Source organism: Streptomyces sp. NPDC040622 (assembly GCF_055593965.1).
The window spans coordinates 46411-66481 of record NZ_JBVIXD010000022.1 but is presented as its reverse complement, the minus strand read 5'-3'; the positions used below and the strand labels follow the sequence as shown (position 1 = coordinate 66481).

Below are 20071 nucleotides of genomic sequence, written 5' to 3'. Positions count from 1 at the left end.
CGGTCATGGGAGTGGACCTGGTCATCCGCGATCTCTTCGCGGCACCGACGATCGCCGCCCTGGCACGCACCGTGGAAGCGACGGCGCACCCGGTCCACCGTCCGGCGCTGGCTGCCGTCACGCGCCCCGAACGCATGCCGCTGTCGTTCGCACAGCGCCGGTTGTGGTTCCTCTACCGGCTGGACGGGCCCAGCCCGACGTACAACGTGCCCGTCGTACTGCGACTGTCCGGCGAACTGGACACCGACGCTCTGCGGGCCGCGCTGAACGACGTGGTCGCTCGCCACGAGGCGCTGCGCACCGTCTTCCCGGACGTCGACGGCCAGCCGTACCAGGACATCCGCCCGGCCGCCGAAGCACAGCCCGTGGTGGACGTCGAGACGGTCACCGAGCAAGAGCTGACCGGCGCGGTCGACCGTGCCGTGCGGTACGCCTTCGACCTGGCCACCGAACTGCCCCTGCGTGCCTCCCTGTTCACGGTCAGGGACTCCGTCGACGAGCACGTCCTCACCCTCGTGATCCACCACATCGCCGGCGACGGCTGGTCCATGGGCCCCCTCGCCCACGACCTGAGCACCGCCTACACCGCCCGATGCGCCGGGAACCCGCCGGCATGGGAACCACTGCCGGTCCAGTACGCCGACTACACACTCTGGCAGCACGAACTCCTCGGCGACGCCGACGACCCCGACAGCCTGCTGTCCGCCCAACTCGACCACTGGAAGGACGCGCTGGCCGGGCTCCCCGACCGCATCGACCTCCCCACCGACCTCGCCGAAAGGGCTTCGGGCGACCGGCGGGGAGCCGTGGCGGAGCTCTCCTTGACCGCGGATCTGCACGCGGAGGTCGTCCGGGTCGCGAAGGAGCAGCGCAGCACCGTGTTCATGGTGCTGCAGTCCGCCCTCGCCGTGCTCCTGCACCGCCTCGGCGCCGGAACGGACATTCCGATCGGCACGCCGACGGCAGGCCGGGCCCAGCAGGAGCTGGACACCCTCATCGGCAACTTCGTCAACACGCTGGTTCTGCGCACCGACCTGTCCGGCGACCCCACCTTCACCGAACTCCTCGACCGCGTCCGCGAAAACGACCTCAACGCCTACGCCCACCAAGACGTACCCTTCGAGAGCCTGGTGGAAGCCCTCAACCCGACACGGTCCACGGACCACCAGCCGCTGTACCAGGTGATGCTCACGCTGCAGAACCACGAGGCGCAGCAGCTCGACATCCCCGGACTGACCCTCACGGCCTCTTCTTGGAACACCCAGGCCTCGCGACGGGACCTGACCCTCACCCTGCGGGAGCGGTTCGGTCAGGACGGTGTGCCGCAGGGGATCGACGGAGCCCTGCAGTTCGACGCCGACCGGTTCTCCCGGGAGCGCGTCGAGGCCATCGGCCGCTGGTTCCGTCAGGCCCTCGCGAGCCTCCTCGACGACCCCGAGCAGAGCGTGGGTTCCGTGGACCTGCTGTCGGCCGCGGAGCGGCAGGAGATGCTCCGGGCGTGGAACGACACCGCTGTGCCCGCCCCGCGCGGCACGCTTCCGGAGCTGTTCCAGGCGCAGGCCGCGGCCACACCGGACGCCATCGCCCTCACCGCCGACGGCACCCACCTCACGTACGACGAACTCAACACCCGCGCCAACCGCCTGGCCCACCACCTGATCGAACAAGGCATCGGCCCCGAACACATCGTCGCCCTCGCCCTGCCCCGCTCCCCCCAACTCATCACCGCACTGCTCGCCGTACTCAAAGCAGGCGCCGCCTACCTGCCCATCGACACCTCATACCCCGCGGAACGCATCCGCCACATGATCCAGGACGCCCACCCCACCCTCGTCCTGACCGACACCACCACCACCCACCTCTGGGCCGAAAACACACCGACCACCCTCCTCGACGACCCCACCCACCCCACCCACACAACAACACACGACACCACCAACCCCACCACCACACCCGACCCCTCCCACCCCGCCTACGTCATCTACACCTCCGGCTCCACCGGCACCCCCAAGGGCGTCGTCGTCCCGCATGCGGCGGTGGCCGACTATCTGCGGGACACGAGCCGGCGTTACCGGGGGGCCCAGGGTGTGGCACTGCTGCACACGTCCCTCTCCTTCGACCTCTCGATCACCGCGCTCTTCACGCCGCTCGTCTCGGGCGGCCGCGTGGTGCTCGCCGAGCTGCGGGCCGGTCTCGCGGACACCGCGGAGATGCGTTCGCTGGGCTGCGACTTCCTCAAGGCCACGCCCAGCCACCTGGCGCTGCTCGAAGGCCTTCCCGAGGAGGTCTCCCCGCGCAAGGAACTGCTGCTCGGCGGTGAGGCGCTGCTCGGCGAGACGCTGCGCAAGTGGCGCGACCGGCACCCGGACGTGACCGTCATGAACGTGTACGGTCCGACCGAGGCCTCGGTGAACTGCACCGAGTTCAGGATCGAGCCGGGCGACGAGCTGCCGGACGGTCCTGTCCCGATCGGCCGCCCGATGGCCAACACCCAGGTGTACGTCCTGGACGCGGGCCTGCGTCCGGTACCGCCCGGCGTGCCCGGCGAACTGTACGTGGCGGGCGCAGGTCTGGCGCGGGGCTATCTGCGCCGGCCCGGCCTGACCGGCCAGCGGTTCGTCGCCGATCCGTACGGGCCCGCGGGATCCCGGATGTACCGCACCGGCGACCTGGCGCGCTGGAACGGCGACGGCACCCTCGTCTTCCTGGGCCGTGCCGACGACCAGGTGAAGCTGCGCGGCTATCGCATCGAACTCGGCGAGATCGAGGCCGAGTTGACGCGCCGCGCCGAGGTGGCGCGGGCAGCCGTGGTGGTGCGCGAGGAGCAGGAAGGGGACCGTCGCCTGGTCGGCTATGTCGTCCCGGAGGCCGACGGGATCGTCGACCCCGGCGAGGTGCGCGACGGCCTCGCGGCGCGGTTGCCGGAGTACATGGTGCCGGCCGCGGTCGTCGTCCTCGACGCCCTGCCGCTGACGTCCCACGGGAAGCTGGACCGCAAGGCGCTCCCCGCCCCCGACTACCTCGCCGACACCGGCGGGGGCGCCGAGGGGCGGCCGGACAGGCCGCCGCGCAGCCCGCACGAGGAGATCCTCACCGCCGTGTTCGCCGAGGTCCTCGGCATCGATGCCGAGCGAATCGGTGTCGACGACAGCTTCTTCGACCTCGGCGGGCACTCTCTGCTGGCCGCCCGCGTGATCGGCCGCATCCGCAGGGCCATGGGCGCGCAGCTCGGCATCAAGGCGTTCTTCGACTCGCCGACGGTGTCCGGCCTGACCCGGCAACTCGGCGGCAGCCCCGAGGCGCGTCCGCCGATCGTGCCCGTGGCGCGTCCGCGGCGGATGCCGCTGTCGTTCGCACAACGCCGGTTGTGGTTCCTGTACCGGCTGGAGGGGCCCAGCGCGACGTACAACGGCGCCGCGGTGCTCCGTGTCTCCGGCGCGCTGGACGCGGAGGCGTTGCGGGCGGCGCTGGGTGATGTGGTGGCGCGGCACGAGGCCCTGCGTACGGTCTTCCCGGACGTCGACGGCCGGCCTTACCAGGACATCCGCCCGGTCTCCGAGGCGCGGCCGGTGCTGGACGTCGAGTCGGTCACCGAGGCGGAGCTGAGCGGCGCGGTGGACCGTGCGGTGCGGCACGCCTTCGACCTCGCGACCGAACTCCCCTTCAGGGCGGCCCTTTTCACCGTCGACGACGCAGTGGACGAGCAGGTGCTCGTCCTGCTGATCCACCACATCGCCGGGGACGGCTGGTCGGTGGGCCCGCTGTCCCGCGACCTGAGCGCGGCCTACGCGGCTCGGCGCGCCGGCCGCGCCCCGGCGTGGACACCGTTGCCGGTGCAGTACGCGGACTACACCCTGTGGCAGCGCGATCTCCTCGGCGACGAGAGCGCCCCGGAGAGCCTCCTCGCCACACAGGTCGGATACTGGCGCACCGCGCTGGCCGGGGTGCCGGAGCGCATCGCTCTGCCCACGGACCGTCCGTATCCGGAGCAGGCGGGGTCTGCGGGCGGTGTCGTTCCGGTGCACATCGATGCCGAGCTGCACCAGGGTGTGGCCGAGCTCGCGCGCTCGCGCCAGACGACCGTCTTCATGGTGCTTCAGGCCGCCCTCGGCGTGCTCCTGCACCGACTCGGCGCGGGCACCGACATCCCCATCGGCACACCGGTGGCGGGCCGAGGAGAGGAAGAACTCGACGACCTGGTCGGCTTCTTCGTCAACACCCTCGTCCTGCGCACCGACCTCACCGGCGACCCCACCTTCACCGAACTCCTCGACCGCGTCCGCGAAAACGACCTCAACGCCTACGCCCACCAAGACGTACCCTTCGAAGGCCTGGTCGAGGCACTGAACCCGACACGGTCCCTGGCCCACCACCCGCTCTTCCAAGTCATGCTCGGCCTCAACAGCAATCCGCGAGGCGAGCTGTCCTTCGCCGGGGCGAAAGCGATCCCGCAGGAGGCCCGCATCCGGGCCGCGCGCATGGACCTGGCGGTGCACCTGGCCGAGCGGCAGGGCGGGGGCGACGCGCCGGACGGGATCGACGGATCGGTCGCGTACCGTACGGACCTGTTCGACCGGGACACAGTGGCCAGGCTGGTGGAGCGGCTGCTGCGGGTGCTGCGCACCGTCACGGACGACCCCGGCCGTCGCGTCGGCTCCGTCGAGGTGCTGTCCGAGGACGAGCGGCACCAGGTGCTCGAAGAGTGGAACGACACGGCCACCCCGGCTCCCGCCGCGACCGTGCCCGAGCTGTTCCAGACGCAGGCCGCGGCCACACCGGACGCCATCGCCCTCATCGCCGACGACACCCACCTCACATACGACGAACTCAACACCCGCGCCAACCGTCTCGCCCAGCTCCTGGTCGAGCGAGGCGTCGGTGCGGAGCACGTCGTGGCCCTGGCCATCCCACGCTCCCCCGACCTGGTCACCGCGCTGCTCGCCGTACTGAAGGCGGGCGCCGCCTACCTGCCGCTGGACACCACCTACCCGATCGACCGCATCCGCTTCATGCTGGGCGACGCCCGCCCGACACTCGTCCTGACCCACACCCGCACCAGCGACCTGTGGCCCGAGGGGACCCCCGTACTCCACCTCGACGACCCCACCCTCCAGAACCGCACAACAGCCCCCGACACCACCAACCCCACCCCCACACCCGACCCCTCCCACCCCGCCTACGTCATCTACACCTCCGGCTCCACCGGCACCCCCAAGGGCGTCGTCGTCCCGCACTCCGGAGTCGTGAACCGGCTGCGGTGGATGCAGTCCGAGTACGGGCTCGGGGCGCAGGACCGGGTGCTGCAGAAGACGCCGGCCGGGTTCGACGTGTCCGTGTGGGAGTTCTTCTGGCCGCTGCTGGAAGGTGCCTCCCTGGTCCTGGCGAAGCCCGACGGGCACAACGACGCCCGATATCTGGCCGGCCTCGTGGAGAGCGAGAACGTCACCACGGCGCACTTCGTTCCGTCGATGCTCGACGCCTTCCTGAACGAGCCGTCGGCAGAGCGTTGCGTGTCCCTGCGGCGGGTGTTCAGCAGCGGCGAGGCGCTGCCGGCCCATCTGGTGACGCGCTGCCACACCGTGCTGCCCGCCGCGCGGCTCCACAACCTGTACGGGCCGACGGAGGCGACGGTCGACGTCACGTACCACCCGTGCACCGTGGACGGCGACCCCCGTGTCGCTCCACCCATCGGCCGTCCGATCTCCAATACGCGGGTGTACGTGCTGGACGCCGCGCTGCGCCCGGTCGCGCCGGGCGTCGCCGGCGAGCTGTACCTCGCCGGGGCCGGACTCGCGCGGGGCTACCTGAACCGCCCCGGACTCACCGCGGAACGCTTCACCGCCGACCCGCACGGACCCGCCGGAACACGCATGTACCGCACCGGCGACCTGGCCGCATGGAACAGCGACGGCACCCTCCGCTACCTCGGACGCACCGACGACCAGGTCAAACTGCGCGGCTTCCGCATCGAACTCGGCGAGATCGAGGCCGCGTTGGCCGCCTGCCCGGGTGTCGCGAGTGCCGCTGCCCTCATCCGCGAGGACCGGCCCGGCGACCGACGCCTGGGCGGCTACATCGTGAGCGACAGCACCAGTGGAGCCGACCCGACCGCCGTGCGCGCCCAAGTGGCCGACCGGCTGCCCGACTACATGGTTCCGTCCGCCGTCATGGTCCTCGACGCCCTGCCCCTGACCCCCAACGGAAAACTGGACCGCAAAGCGCTCCCCGCACCCGACTACACCAACACCAGCACTCCCACCCGCGCCCCGGGCAACAGTCGGGAAGAAGCACTCGCCGGGCTCTTCGCGGAGGTCCTCGGCCTGGAGTCGGTCGGTGTCGACGACAACTTCTTCGACCTCGGCGGGCACTCGCTGCTCGCCACGCGCCTCATCGGCCGTATCCGCACCGTCGTCGGCGCGGAGGTCGACCTGCGGACGGTGTTCACCAAGCCGACGGTGGCGGAGCTCGCCGAGAACCTCGGGAGCCCGGACAGACCCGCCCCCAGGCCCAGGCCCAAGCTGCGGCCCCGGCCCCGCGGGACGACGTGAGCGACCCGGCGGCGGACCGAAGCGGAGCAAGCCTCAGCAGTACGTGCCGGAACAGCCGCGAGGCCCGGCAGCGGGACATCCGTGGTGCCGGAAGCCACAGGCCACAGCCGCCGCAGGCCACAGAAGTCACAAGGCACAGAAGTCACAGGCAACAGAGGAGAAGTGACGTGAGCAAGTCGAGCGACTGGGCACCCCATGTGGTGACGCCGGACACGGCGGGGGTTCCGGCGAACCATGAGGGACTGCTGGCGGCGATCAGTGACACGGCGAAGACGGCCGAGCTGCTCCTCGCGAACAAGGCCCTGGTCTTCCGCGGCTTCGGCACGTCCCAGGAGCAGGTCGACTCGGCGCTCGACCTGCTCCTGCCCAATCGCCTGGCCTACGTGCACGGCAACTCGCCCCGTACCAAGGTGGGCAGCAACGTCTACACCTCGACCGAGTACCCCTCCGAGTTCACCATCTCCATGCACAACGAGCTGTCCTACGCCCGCCGGTGGCCGTCCCGGCTCGCCTTCTACTGCGAGCGCCGACCGGGATCCGGGGGCGCCACGCCGGTGGTCGACGGCACGGTGTGGCTGAGCTCGCTCGACGAGGACGTCAGAGCCGCCTTCAGCAAGGGCATCCGGTACACGCAGAACCTGCAGAGCGGTGCCGGCTTCGGCAAGAGCTGGCAGGACACGTTCGAGACCGCCGACAAGGACGAGGTGGAGGCGCACCTCGCGGACGCCGACGTCACCTGGGAGTGGCGGGCGGACGACGGACTCCGCGTCACGCAGCTGCGCCCGGCCACCGTGCGGCACCCGGTAACCGGCGACGAGGTCTGGTTCAACCAGTTCGACCAGTGGCACCTCGCGGGGCTCGACGCCGACACCGCGGCAATGCTCTCCGAACTGATGCCGCAGGACGAGCTTCCGCAGTCGGTGACGTTCGCCGACGGCAGCCCCATTCCCGACGAGTACGTGGCCCACGTACGTGACAACGGTCTTGCCGCGGCCGTGGACGTGGACTGGAACGAGGGCGACCTGCTTCTGATCGACAACGTGGCCGTGGCGCACGGCCGCCGCCCGTACACCGGACCGCGCCGTGTCCTGGTGGCCATGTCCGGGTGACCTGAACCTTCCGGAACCGGATACGGAACCGGATCCGTATCCGGATCCCGGTCCACATCGCGCGGGACAGACCGGCGCTCGAACTGCTGCTGTGACACGAGGGGAACGCAAGAACACATGGTGCCGTTGTCGTATGCGCAGCGTCGGTTGTGGTTCCTGTACCGGTACGAGGGGCCCAGCGCGACGTACAACGTTCCCGTCGTGCTGCGGCTGTCCGGTGCCCTGGACGCCGATGCTCTGCGGGCCGCGCTGAATGACGTGGTCGCTCGCCACGAGGCGCTGCGCACGGTCTTCCCGGACGTCGACGGTCAGCCGTATCAGGACATCCGCCCGGCCGCCGAAGCACAGCCCGTGGTGGACGTCGAGACGGTCACCGAGGAAGAGCTGACCGGTGCGGTCGACCGTGCCGTGCGGTACGCCTTCGACCTGGCCACCGAACTGCCCCTGCGTGCCTCCCTGTTCACGGTCAAGGACTCCGTCGACGAGCACGTCCTCACCCTCGTGATCCACCACATCGCCGGCGACGGCTGGTCGATGGGCCCGCTGACCCGCGACCTGAGCACCGCCTACGCCGCCCGGTGCGCGGGGAACCCGCCGGCCTGGGAGCCGTTGCCGGTCCAGTACGCCGACTTCACGCTGTGGCAGAACGAGCTCCTCGGCGACGCCGATGACCCCGACAGCCTGCTGTCCGCTCAGCTCGCGCACTGGAAGGACGCGCTGTCCGGATTGCCGGAGCGCATCGAGCTGCCCACCGACCACCCCTACCCGGAGCAGGCGGGGTCCGAGGGCGGAGTAGTTCCGGTGCGGATCGCGATCGAGCTGCACCAGGGTCTGGCCGAGCTCGCGCGCTCGCGCCGGACGACCGTCTTCATGGTGCTCCAGGCCGCCCTCGGCGTGCTCCTGCACCGACTCGGCGCGGGCACCGACATCCCCATCGGCACACCGGTGGCGGGCCGAGGAGAGGAAGAACTCGACGACCTGGTCGGCTTCTTCGTCAACACCCTCGTCCTGCGCACCGACCTCACCGGCGACCCCACCTTCACCGAACTCCTCGACCGCGTCCGCGAAAACGACCTCAACGCCTACGCCCACCAAGACGTACCCTTCGAGAGCCTGGTCGAGGCACTGAACCCGACACGGTCCCTGGCCCACCACCCGCTCTTCCAAGTCATGCTCGCCTTCAACAACACCCCGCGCGCGGCCGTGGAGTTCGGCGGGCTCAAGGCGTCCCCCCAGGCCGTCCGCTCCGAGTCCGCCCGGATGGATCTGTCCGTCAGCTTCGCCGAACAGCACGCCGACGACGGCAGCCCCGGCGGGATCAGCGGTGTGATCTCCTACCGCACCGACCTGTTCGACCACGGCACGGTCACCACGATGGCCGAACGGCTCATCCGCGTGCTGGAGAGCGGCATCGCCGACCCCGAACGCCGTGTGTCGTCGTTCGACGTGCTGTCGGACGACGAGCGGCGCAGGGTCCTGGAGGAGTGGAACGACACGGCCACGCCGAAGCTCGCCGGTACCGCCGCCGAGCTGTTCCAGGAGCGTGCGCTGGCCGTGCCCGACGCGAGCGCGCTCGTCGCAGACGGCGTCCCCGTCTCGTACGCGGACCTCAACGCCCGTGCCAATCGTCTGGCCAGGCTCCTGGTCGAGCGTGGCGTCGGGCCCGAGGACATCGTGGCCCTGGCCATCCCCCGGTCCCCAGAACTGATCACCGCGCTGCTCGCCGTACTGAAGGCGGGCGCCGCCTACCTGCCGCTTGACACCACCTACCCGGTGGACCGCATCCGCTTCATGCTGGGCGACGCCCGCCCGGGCCTCGTCCTGGCCCACTCCAGCGCCGGCGGACTTCTGTCGGCGGAGCAGGACGGCACAGCGGTCGTCACCGTCGACGACCCCGCGGTCCGGGAGCACCTCGCGGGCCTGGACGCGTCCGACCTCACCGACGCCGACCGGGTCGCCGCCCTGGACGTCGCACACCCGGCGTACGTCATCTACACCTCGGGGTCGTCCGGCACCCCCAAGGGTGTCACCGTGCCCCACCGAGGCCTCGCCAACTTCGCGCTCGCGCAGGCCGAGCAGTGGGGCATCGGTGTCGGCTCCCGGGTGCTGCAGTTCCTGTCGCCCAGCTTCGACGCCGCCGCGTCGGAGTTCTTCACGGCCCTGCTGACGGGCGGCACGCTGGTGCTCGCCGACGCGGACCGGCTGACGCCCGGGCCCGACCTCCTCGAACTGCTCCGCACCGAGGAGATCACACACTGCACGCTGGTGCCTTCGGTGCTGCGGGTGCTGTCCGAGAAGACGCTGCCGGGCACGCTGACGCTGATCGTCGGCGGTGAGGCCTGCGGTCCGGAGATCGTGGAGCGCTGGTCCGCCGGGCGGAAGATGTTCAACGCGTACGGGCCGACGGAGATCACGGTGTGCGCCACGCTGAGCGAGGCGCTGTCGGGTGCGGTGGTACCGCCGATCGGCCGACCGATCGCCAACGTACGCACCTACGTCCTGGACGAGTCCCTGTCCCCCGTACCGCCTGGGGTGCCGGGTGAGCTGTACGTGGCCGGGGCCGGTGTCGCGCGCGGCTATCTGAACCGTCCCGGACTGACCTCGGAGCGCTTCGTCGCCGACCCGTACGGGCCCGCCGGGTCGCGCATGTACCGCACCGGAGACCTGGTGCGGTGGAATCACGACGGCACCCTGCAGTTCCTGGGCCGCGCCGACGACCAGGTGAAACTGCGCGGCTTCCGCATCGAACTCGGCGAGGTCGACGCGGCGCTGACCGCCTGCCCCGGTGTCCGGGCCGCCGCTGCCGTCATCCGTGAGGACCGGCCCGGCGACCGGCGTCTCGTCGGCTACATCGTCGCCGACGAGGCCGATGGCACCGTCGACATCGCCCGGGTGAAGAAGGCCGTCGGCGCACGGCTGCCCGAGTACATGGTGCCCACGGCGGTGGTGCTGCTCGACACGCTGCCCCTGAGCGCCCACGGGAAGCTGGACCACAGGGCGCTGCCCGCGCCCGACTACGCCCGCGCCACCCCCGCCCTGGCTCCCGGCACCCCGCAGGAGCGGCTCATCGCCGGGCTCTTCGCCGACGTCCTCGGGCTCGACCCCGGCCACGTCGGCGTCGACGACGGCTTCTTCGCCCTCGGCGGCGACAGCATCAGCTCCATCGTCCTGGTCACGCGCGCCCGCGAACGCGGCCTCGATCTCACCCCCCGCGACATCTTCAAGGACCAGACCCCCGGGGCACTGGCCCGCAGGGCGCGGCCGACCGGCGGCGACCACGCACACGACGGGAGCGGTGACAACGGCGAGCACCGCGGTGGCGACTCCGACGCCGATCGCGCAGGAGTGGGCGCGATCCCGCTGACGCCCGTCATGCACTGGCTCCTCGAACCCGGACACCCCTTCGACGCCTTCAACCAGTCCGTCTTCGTCCAGGTGCCCGGTGGCATCGACCGCGCACAGCTCGGCACCGTACTGCAGGCGCTCGTCGATCACCACGACATCCTGCGCGCGCGGCTCGTGCGGCGGGACGGCACCGATGCCGCCACCGATGCCCACACCCATGCCGACTGGGTGCTCGACGTGCCGCCGGCCGGTGCGGTACAGGTCGAGCCGCACCTCACCCGGGTGGTGACCGCAGGTCTGGACGACGAGCGGCGACGTGAACTGCTCGTACAGCACGCCGAGCGGGCATGCGCACAGCTCGCCCCGTACGACGGGATCATGCTCCAGGCCGTCTGGTTCGACAACGGGTCCGAGGAACCGGGCCGCCTGCTTCTGACGATCCATCACTTGGTGGTGGACGGCGTCTCCTGGCGGATCCTGCTGCCCGACCTCGCCGTCGCGGGCACGGCCGTACTCGCGGGGCGGACACCCGAGTTGGCTCCGGTCGGCACGTCCTTCCGGCAGTGGGCCCGCAGGCTCACCGAGCTGGCCCACGAGCCCCGGACCATGGCGACGCTGCCGCAATGGACGGAGATGCTCTCCCGACCCGAACCACGTCTCGGAGTGAGCGCGGACGACGTTGCCGGGCACGGCACGGACACGGACGACCGCACCGGGCACGGCACCGCCGACTCGTTGGCCTCGCTGCGCGTGAACGTACCGGCCCGGCTCACCGAGGCGCTCCTGACCCGCACCCCCGCCACGCTGCACTCCACCACCAACGAAGTGCTCCTGACCGGCCTCGCGGTCGCCCTCGCCGGCCGGCGCGACGATCCCCGGCACACCGGCACGCTCATCGACCTGGAGGGACACGGCCGCCAGGACGACCTCGCCGGAGCCGACACCACCCGCACCGTGGGCTGGTTCACCGGCATGGCGCCGGTCCGGCTCGACCCGGGTGCCGTACCGGCCGCGGAGCTGCACACGGGCGGGCCCGCGGTCGGGCGTGCGCTGCAACGGGTCAAGGAACAGCTGCGTGCCGTGCCCGACAACGGTTTCGCCTACGGCCTGCTGCGCCACCTCAACCCGGAGACGGCCCCCGCCCTCGCGCGGCTCTCCGCCCCCCAGGTCTCCTTCAACTACCTCGGCAGGTTCGCCGTGCCGGCCTCCGGCGCCGACACCACGGCCGCGGACTGGCAGCAGGTTCCCGGCAGCCCCTCGCTCGGTGGCCTTGACCCTCGCATGCAGGCCCCGCACCCGCTGATGATCAACGCGGTCACCGTGGACTCCCCCGACGGCTCCGCGCTGAGCGCGACCTTCAAGTGGCCCGAGGCCCTCTTCACCCGTCGGCATGTCCAGGAGCTCGCCGACGCCTGGCTGGCCGCTCTCACCGCACTCGACGCGCACGCCGAAGGCTCCGCGCCCGCGGGCCGGACGCCCAGCGATCTCGACCTCGTCGACCTCACCCCCCAGCAGATCGCCCGCCTTGAGCAGTGCCACCCGGAGCTGTCCGACGTCTGGCCGCTGTCCCCGCTCCAGGAGGGGATGCTCTTCCACGCCCTCGCCGACGGCACGGGACCCGACGCCCGCGACATCTACACCGTGCAGATGGCACTCCGCCTCGACGGCGTCGTGGACGGCAAGGCGCTGCGGGCGGCGGCACAGCGCATGCTGGAGCGTCACCCCAACCTGCGCGCGGCATTCCACCACGACGGCCTGGACCGGCCGGTGCAGATCATCGAGAACGGGACGCAACTCCCCTGGCAGGACGTGGACTTGCGGCCCGAGTCGAACGTCGAGGCGGCCCTGGATTCGTTCCTGAGCGAGGCACGGGCAAGGCGCTTCGACCTGACGCGGCCGCCGCTCATGCGATTCGCCCTGGTCCGCCTGGGCGAGGACCGTCACTGCCTGGTCATCACCCAGCATCACATCCTCACCGACGGCTGGTCGTCGAGCCTCCACATCAATGAACTCCTCGCCCTGTACCGGCTGTACGCATCCGGTGGCGACGACGCCACCCTGCCCAGGACGACGCCCTACCGCGACTACCTGACGTGGCTCGTGGAGCGCGACAGGACGGCGGCGCGGGACGCCTGGACCGAGGCGCTGGCGGGGGTCGAACCGACGTACGCGGCACCGGCCGCGCCCTCACCCGGCCCGGCGCCGCTGCCCGAGCGGCTGGTGTCCCACCTTGACGCGGACACCACGACAGCACTCGAAGCCCAGGCGCGCCGCGCCGGCGTGACCCTCAACACCCTGGTGCAGTGCGCGTGGGGTGTGTTCCTCGGTCGGGCGACGGGTCAGGACGACGTGGTCTTCGGTGCCGTGGTGTCGGGGCGGTCGCCCGAGATTCCGGGCATCGAGAGCATGATCGGCCTGTTCATCAACACGGTCCCGGTCCGGATACGGCTTGAGCCCGAGGACACCTGGGCCGACCTGGCGGGCCGGGTGCAGGCCGAGCAGGGCGCACTCCTGCCGCACCAGCACCTGTCCCTGACGGAGATCGGGCGGGCGGCCGGTGCGGGAGGTACGAACGGTACGGGGACAGGGACAGGCAGGGCGGGTGGCCTCTTCGACACCGTCATCGCCTTCGAGAACTACCTGGCCCCTCGGACCGCCCACTCCGCCGACGAGGACGGAGGCCTCCGGGTCACCGGAGCCACAGGGTACGACGGCGCCCACTACCCGCTGAACCTCGTCGTCGTCCCCGGCCCCGAGCTGCGACTGCGCCTCGACCACCGCGCCGACAGCTTCACCTCCACGGACGCGGACGCGCTCCTCGACCGACTCGTGCGCATCCTGACGGCAGTGGCGGAGGATGCGGGTCAGCGGGTCGGGGCGGTGGAGTTGCTCTCCGCTGCTGAGCGCGAGCTCGTGATGGACACGTGGAGTGCCGGTCCGGCTGTCGAAGTGCCGGAGGGGACGGCGCCGGCCCTGTTCGCGGCGCGGGTCGCCCAGACACCGGATGCTCCCGCACTGGTGGCGGCAGATGGCAGCACTGTCTACTCGTATGCCGAACTCGATGCGCGGGCCCATCGGCTGGCGCGGCTCCTGGCCGAGCGGGGCGTGAGGCCCGAGCAGGTGGTGGCGCTCGCACTGCCACGCTCACCGGAGCTGGTCGTCGCGGTCCTGGCGGTGTGGAAGGCCGGGGCGGCCTATCTGCCCATCGACACCGGGTATCCGGTGGACCGGATCCGCTTCATGGTCGAAGACGCCCGCCCCTCACTGATCCTGACAGACACGACGACCGCCTCTCTGTGGTCACAGGACACGCCGGTCATGCGGCTCGACGATGCCGCCATTCAGGCCGAGTTGGCGGCTACTCAGGCGGAGCTGGCGGCAACGGAGTCGGGAGATCTCGCCCCGGTCATGCCCGCGCCCGCGCATCCTGCCTATGTCATCTACACCTCGGGGTCGACGGGCGTGCCCAAGGGCGTGATCGTGACCCACGCCGGCCTGGTGAGCCTCGTGACCTCCTCAGGCCCCCACCTCGGCATAGGCCCCAACAGCCGCATCCTGCAGTTCGCCTCCCCCAGCTTCGACGCCGCAACCTGGGACTGGAGCCTGGCCCTGCTCCAAGGCGCCGCCCTCGTCCTCGCCGACACCCAGCAACTCGCCCCCGGCAACGCCCTCGCACACCTCATGACCAAAGCAGGCATCACCTACTGCATGGTCCCACCCTCAGCACTCGCCGTACTCGACGTCACACAAGTCCCCACAACCATGACCGTCGTCGTCGGCGGCGAAGCCTGCCCACCCGACACCGCCGAACGCTGGTCCACCGGCCGCACCATGATCAACGCCTACGGACCCACCGAAACCACCGTCTGCGCCACCCTGAGCGAACCACTCTCAGGCACAGCAGTACCACCCATCGGCCACCCCATCGGCAACACACGAACCTACGTCCTCGACAACAACCTGCGCCCAGCACCCCCCGGCACACCCGGCGAGCTCTACGTCGCCGGAACAGGCGTCGCACGCGGCTACCTCAACCAACCGGGACTCACCTCGGAACGCTTCACCGCCGACCCCTACGGGCCCGCCGGAACACGCATGTACCGCACCGGAGACCTCGCATCCTGGAACAACGACGGCACCCTGCGCTTCCTGGGCCGCGCGGACGACCAGGTGAAGCTGCGCGGCTTCCGCATCGAACTCGGTGAGGTCGAGGCCGCGTTGACCTCCTGCACGGGTGTCGCGAGTGCCGCTGCCATCATCCGCGAGGACCGGCCCGGCGACCGACGCCTGGTCGGCTACATCGTGAGCGACAGCACCAGTGAAGCCGACCCGGCCGCCGTGCGCGCCCAGGTGGCCGACCGGCTGCCCGACTACATGGTTCCGTCCGCCGTGATGGTCCTCGACGCGCTGCCCCTGATGCCCAACGGCAAGCTGGACCGCAAAGCCCTGCCCGCACCCAACTACAACGGCACAACCACGTCATCCCGAGCCCCGCGCAACGCCCGCGAAGAAATCCTCACCGGACTCTTCACCGAAGTCCTCGGACTCGACCGCATCGGCATCGACGACAGCTTCTTCGACCTCGGCGGACACTCCCTGCTGGCCATGCGCCTCATCGGCCGCGTGCGCGCGGTCATGGGAGTGGACCTGGTCATCCGCGACCTCTTCACCACACCGACAGTCGCCGCCCTCGCGCGCTCCATGGACACGGTGGAGGTGCCGACGAGCTCGGCGGCCCGCCTCACGCTGAAGCCCGCCACGCGTCCAGAACGGACACCGCTGTCGTTCGCACAGCGCCGGTTGTGGTTCCTCTACCGGCTGGACGGGCCCAGCCCGACGTACAACGTGCCCGTCGTACTGCGACTGTCCGGCGAACTGGACACCGATGCCCTGCGGGCCGCGCTGAACGACGTGGTCGCTCGCCACGAAGCCCTGCGCACCGTCTTCCCGGACGACGACGGCCAGCCGTACCAGGACATCCGCCCGACCGCCGAAGCACAACCCGTGGTGGACATCGAGACGGTCACCGAGCAAGAGCTGACCGGCGCGGTCGACCGTGCCGTGCGGTACGCCTTCGACCTGGCCACCGAACTGCCCCTGCGTGCCTCCCTGTTCACGGTCAAGGACTCCGTCGACGAGCACGTCCTCACCCTCGTGATCCACCACATCGCCGGCGACGGCTGGTCCATGGGCCCCCTCGCCCACGACCTGAGCACCGCCTACACCGCCCGATGCGCCGGGAACCCGCCGGCCTGGCAACCACTGCCGGTCCAGTACGCCGACTACACACTCTGGCAGCACGAACTCCTCGGCGACGCCGACGACCCCGACAGCCTGCTGTCCGCCCAGCTCGACCACTGGAAGGACGCGCTGGCCGGGCTCCCCGACCGCATCGACCTCCCCACCGATCACTCCTATCCGGAACAGGCCGGGTCCGAGGGTGGCGTGGTCCCGGTGCGCATCGACGCCGAACTGCATCAGGCGCTGGCGGACCTCGCACGGTCGCAGCAGACGACCATGTTCATGGTGCTCCAGGCCGCCCTCGGCGTGCTCCTGCACCGACTCGGCGCGGGCACCGACATCCCCATCGGCACACCGGTGGCGGGCCGAGGAGAGGAGGAACTCGACGACCTGGTCGGCTTCTTCGTCAACACCCTCGTCCTGCGCACCGACCTGTCCGGCGACCCGACCTTCACCGAACTCCTCGACCGCGTCCGCGAAAACGACCTCAACGCCTACGCCCACCAAGACGTACCCTTCGAAGGCCTGGTCGAGGCACTGAACCCGACACGGTCCCTGGCCCACCACCCGCTCTTCCAAGTCATGCTCGCCTTCAACAACACCCCTGGCGCAGAACTGAGGTTCGGCGGACTCGATGCCTCGGTGCGACCCGCGGGCTTCCACGCGGCGCGCACGGACCTGGCCCTGAGCCTGACCGAACGGCACGGCGAAGACGGATCCCCCGACGGGATCTTCGGCTCCCTCACCTACCGCACCGACCTGTTCGAGCAGCACACGATGACCGCGCTGGTGGAACGGCTGCTGCGCGTGGTGCGTACGGTCGTGGCGGATCCCGCCCAGGTCATCGGCTCCGTCGAGGTGCTGTCCGAGGACGAGCGGCACCAGGTGCTCGAAGAGTGGAACGACACCGCCACCCCGGCTCCCGCCGCGACCGTGCCCGAGCTGTTCCAGACGCAGGCCGCGGCCACACCGGACGCCATCGCCCTCATCGCCGACGGCACCCACCTCACATACGACGAACTCAACACCCGCGCCAACCGTCTCGCCCAGCTCCTGGTCGAGCGAGGCGTCGGTGCGGAGCACGTCGTGGCCCTGGCCATCCCACGCTCCCCCGACCTGGTCACCGCGCTGCTCGCCGTACTGAAGGCGGGCGCCGCCTACCTGCCGCTGGACACCACCTACCCGGTCGACCGCATCCGCTTCATGCTGGGCGACGCCCGCCCGACGCTCGTCCTGACCCACACCCGCACCAGCGACCTGTGGCCCGAGGGGACCCCCGTACTCCACCTCGACGACCCCACCCTCCAGAACCGCACAACAGCCCCCGACACCACCAACCCCACCCCCACACCCGACCCCTCCCACCCCGCCTACGTCATCTACACCTCCGGCTCCACCGGCACCCCCAAGGGCGTCGTCGTCCCGCACCGAGGTCTCGCCAACTTCATGGACGACATGAGGAGTCGGATCGGGGTTCGGCGGGGGGACCGGTTCCTGTCCGTGACGACGGTCGCGTTCGACATCGCCGGGCTCGAGATCTATCTGCCGCTCCTGTGCGGAGCCGCAGTCGTGCTGCCCGGCCCCACGGTGGCGAACGAGCCGCTTGCCATGGTCGAGCTGATCGCCGACGCCGGGGTCACCGTGGTCCAGGCGACGCCTTCGCTGTGGCGGGAGTTGGCGGCTGCGCCCGGCGCGACGAGCCTTGGTCTGCGCCGTGTGCTGGTGGGCGGCGAGGCCGTCTCCACGGCCCTTGCGGAGACTCTTCGCGGGCTCGGCCGGACGGTGACGAATGTGTACGGGCCCACCGAGACGACCATCTGGTCGACGGCCGCCGAGCTGGACCGAGCCGATGGCGGGGCCGCTCCGACGATCGGCCGTCCGATCTCCAATACGCGGGTGTACGTGCTGGACGCCGCGCTGCGCCCGGTCGCGCCGGGTGTCGCCGGCGAGCTGTACCTCGCGGGAGCCGGACTCGCGCGGGGCTACCTGAACCGCCCCGGACTCACCTCGGAACGCTTCACCGCCGACCCGCACGGGCCCGCCGGAACACGCATGTACCGCACCGGCGACCTGGCCGCATGGAACAGCGACGGCACCCTCCGCTACCTCGGACGCACCGACGACCAGGTCAAACTGCGCGGCCACCGCATCGAACTCGGCGAGATCGAAGCCGCGCTGACCGCAGGACCCACCGTCGCTGCCGCCGCCGTCGTCATCCGGGAAGACCGGCCCGCTGACCACCGCCTGGTCGGATACGTCGTACCCGAACACGGCGTGGACCTCGGCCGGCAGACGCTGCAAGGACTCCTGGACCGGCTCCGGCGCGCCCTGCCCGAGTACATGGTGCCCACCGCCCTCGTCCCCCTGGACGCCCTGCCCCTGACACCCAACGGAAAACTGGACCGCAAAGCACTCCCCGCACCCGACTACACCGGCACAGCCACTGCGTCCCGCGCCCCGGACACCCCGCACGAGCGGATCATCGCCGGGCTCTTCGCCGAGGTCCTCGGTGTGGATGCCGCCCGGATCGGCGGCGACACGAGCTTCTTCGCCCTCGGCGGGCACTCGCTGCTCGCCATGCGCCTCATCGGGCGGATCCGCGCCGCACTCGGCGCGCAGTTGCGGCCCAGGGACTTCTTCGAGGCGCCCACCGTGGCCGGGCTCGCCGAGCGGCTGCACGGGGCGGAGAAGGCGCAGGGCGACGTCCTGCTGCCGCTGCACCTGGAAGGGGACCGGGCGCCGGTCTTCTGCGTCCACCCCGCGGGCGGGCACAGCTGGGGCTACTACCACCTCAAGGACCATCTGCCGCCCGGTCACCCGCTGTACGGCCTGCAGGCACGCACGCTGCTGCAGGACGCGGAGCCGCCCGCCACGCTCCCTGCGATGGCCGCGGACTACGTGGAGCAGCTGCGTTCGGTGCAGCCCAGTGGGCCGTATCACCTCGTCGGATGGTCGTTCGGCGGCCTCGTCGCCTTCGAGATGGCCACGCAGCTCCAAGAACAGGGCGAGGAGATCGCGCTCCTCGCCCTCCTGGACGCCTTCCCTGCCGCGGAGAACGACGGTGCCGAGCCGGTCCCCGCGGACGAGGAGAGCATGCTGCGGATGATCGCCGCGAACGCCGGTTACGATCCGGCTGCCATCACCACCGTCGGTGCCGACGAGCCGTTGACAGCCGCCGCGTTGAGCGCGTTCTTCCAGCAGGTCGGCGCGGTGATGGCCAACTTGACCGCGGACGATCTGCGTACCTTCGCGCACACGCTGCGGCACAACGCGGGCATCGGCGCGGCGTTCGCACCCGGCGTGTTCCGCGGCGACCTGCTCGTCCTGACCGCGGCACTGGGGCGGGACGGTTCGCGGACCGCCCCCGACAAGGGCCGGGACGCCTGGACGGCGCACGTCACCGGTCGGGTCGACGAGCACCAAGTCCCGTGCAGTCACGACGACATGCTGCTGCCGAACGTGCTCAAGCCCGTGGGCGAGATCCTCTCCCGCACCCTGCGGAACCAGAGCCAGGACCCGAGCCAGAGCCAAGACCCGAGCCAGGACCAAGACCTGAGCCAGAGCCACAACCACAGCCAGTACCAGAACCAGAACCAAGCCCTCAAGGAGCTGACATGACGAACCCCTTCGAGAACCCGGACGGCACGTACGTGGTGCTCGTCAACGACGAGAACCAGCACTCGCTCTGGCCGATCACCGTGGACGTGCCCGCGGGCTGGACCGTCGCGCACCCGAGCGACACGCGTGAGGCCTGCCTGCGCTTCATCGAGGAGAACTGGACCGACATGCGCCCGCGCAGCCTCGCGCAGCGCATGGCCGACAAGTAAG

Annotated in this window: 4 protein-coding genes; all 4 read left to right on the top strand. The window is 70.8% G+C overall.

What is annotated here, in order from left to right; all coding sequences use genetic code 11:
* Positions 1-11 precede the first annotated feature (11 nt).
* The 4 genes from ACZ592_RS37905 (at position 12) to ACZ592_RS37890 (ending at position 20070) form a co-directional block, all read left to right on the top strand.
* A complete protein-coding gene (locus tag ACZ592_RS37905) occupies positions 12-6548 on the top strand; it encodes an amino acid adenylation domain-containing protein (protein ID WP_471586302.1) in 6537 nt (2178 codons plus the stop codon).
* A 167-nt stretch (positions 6549-6715) separates the two neighbouring features.
* Positions 6716-7657 carry a TauD/TfdA family dioxygenase gene (locus ACZ592_RS37900; protein ID WP_471586301.1) on the top strand — a complete coding sequence of 314 codons (942 nt, stop codon included), beginning with the start codon at positions 6716-6718 and terminating at the stop codon, positions 7655-7657.
* A gap of 117 nt (positions 7658-7774) precedes the next feature.
* Complete coding sequence (locus ACZ592_RS37895; protein WP_471586300.1) at positions 7775-19861, top strand: amino acid adenylation domain-containing protein; 12087 nt, start codon at positions 7775-7777, stop codon at positions 19859-19861.
* Entirely contained in the window at positions 19858-20070 is a 213-nt protein-coding gene (locus tag ACZ592_RS37890) for an MbtH family protein (RefSeq protein WP_471586299.1), read from the top strand. The genes ACZ592_RS37895 and ACZ592_RS37890 overlap by 4 nt, the downstream gene beginning before the upstream one ends.
* Position 20071 lies beyond the last annotated feature (1 nt).

What these genes read in the sequence shown, in the direction of transcription:
- ACZ592_RS37895 (WP_471586300.1), top strand. Translation starts at nt 7,775, where the DNA reads ATGGTGCCGTTGTCGTATGCGCAGCGTCGGTTGTGGTTCCTGTACCGG.
- ACZ592_RS37890 (WP_471586299.1), top strand. Translation starts at nt 19,858, where the DNA reads ATGACGAACCCCTTCGAGAACCCGGACGGCACGTACGTGGTGCTCGTC.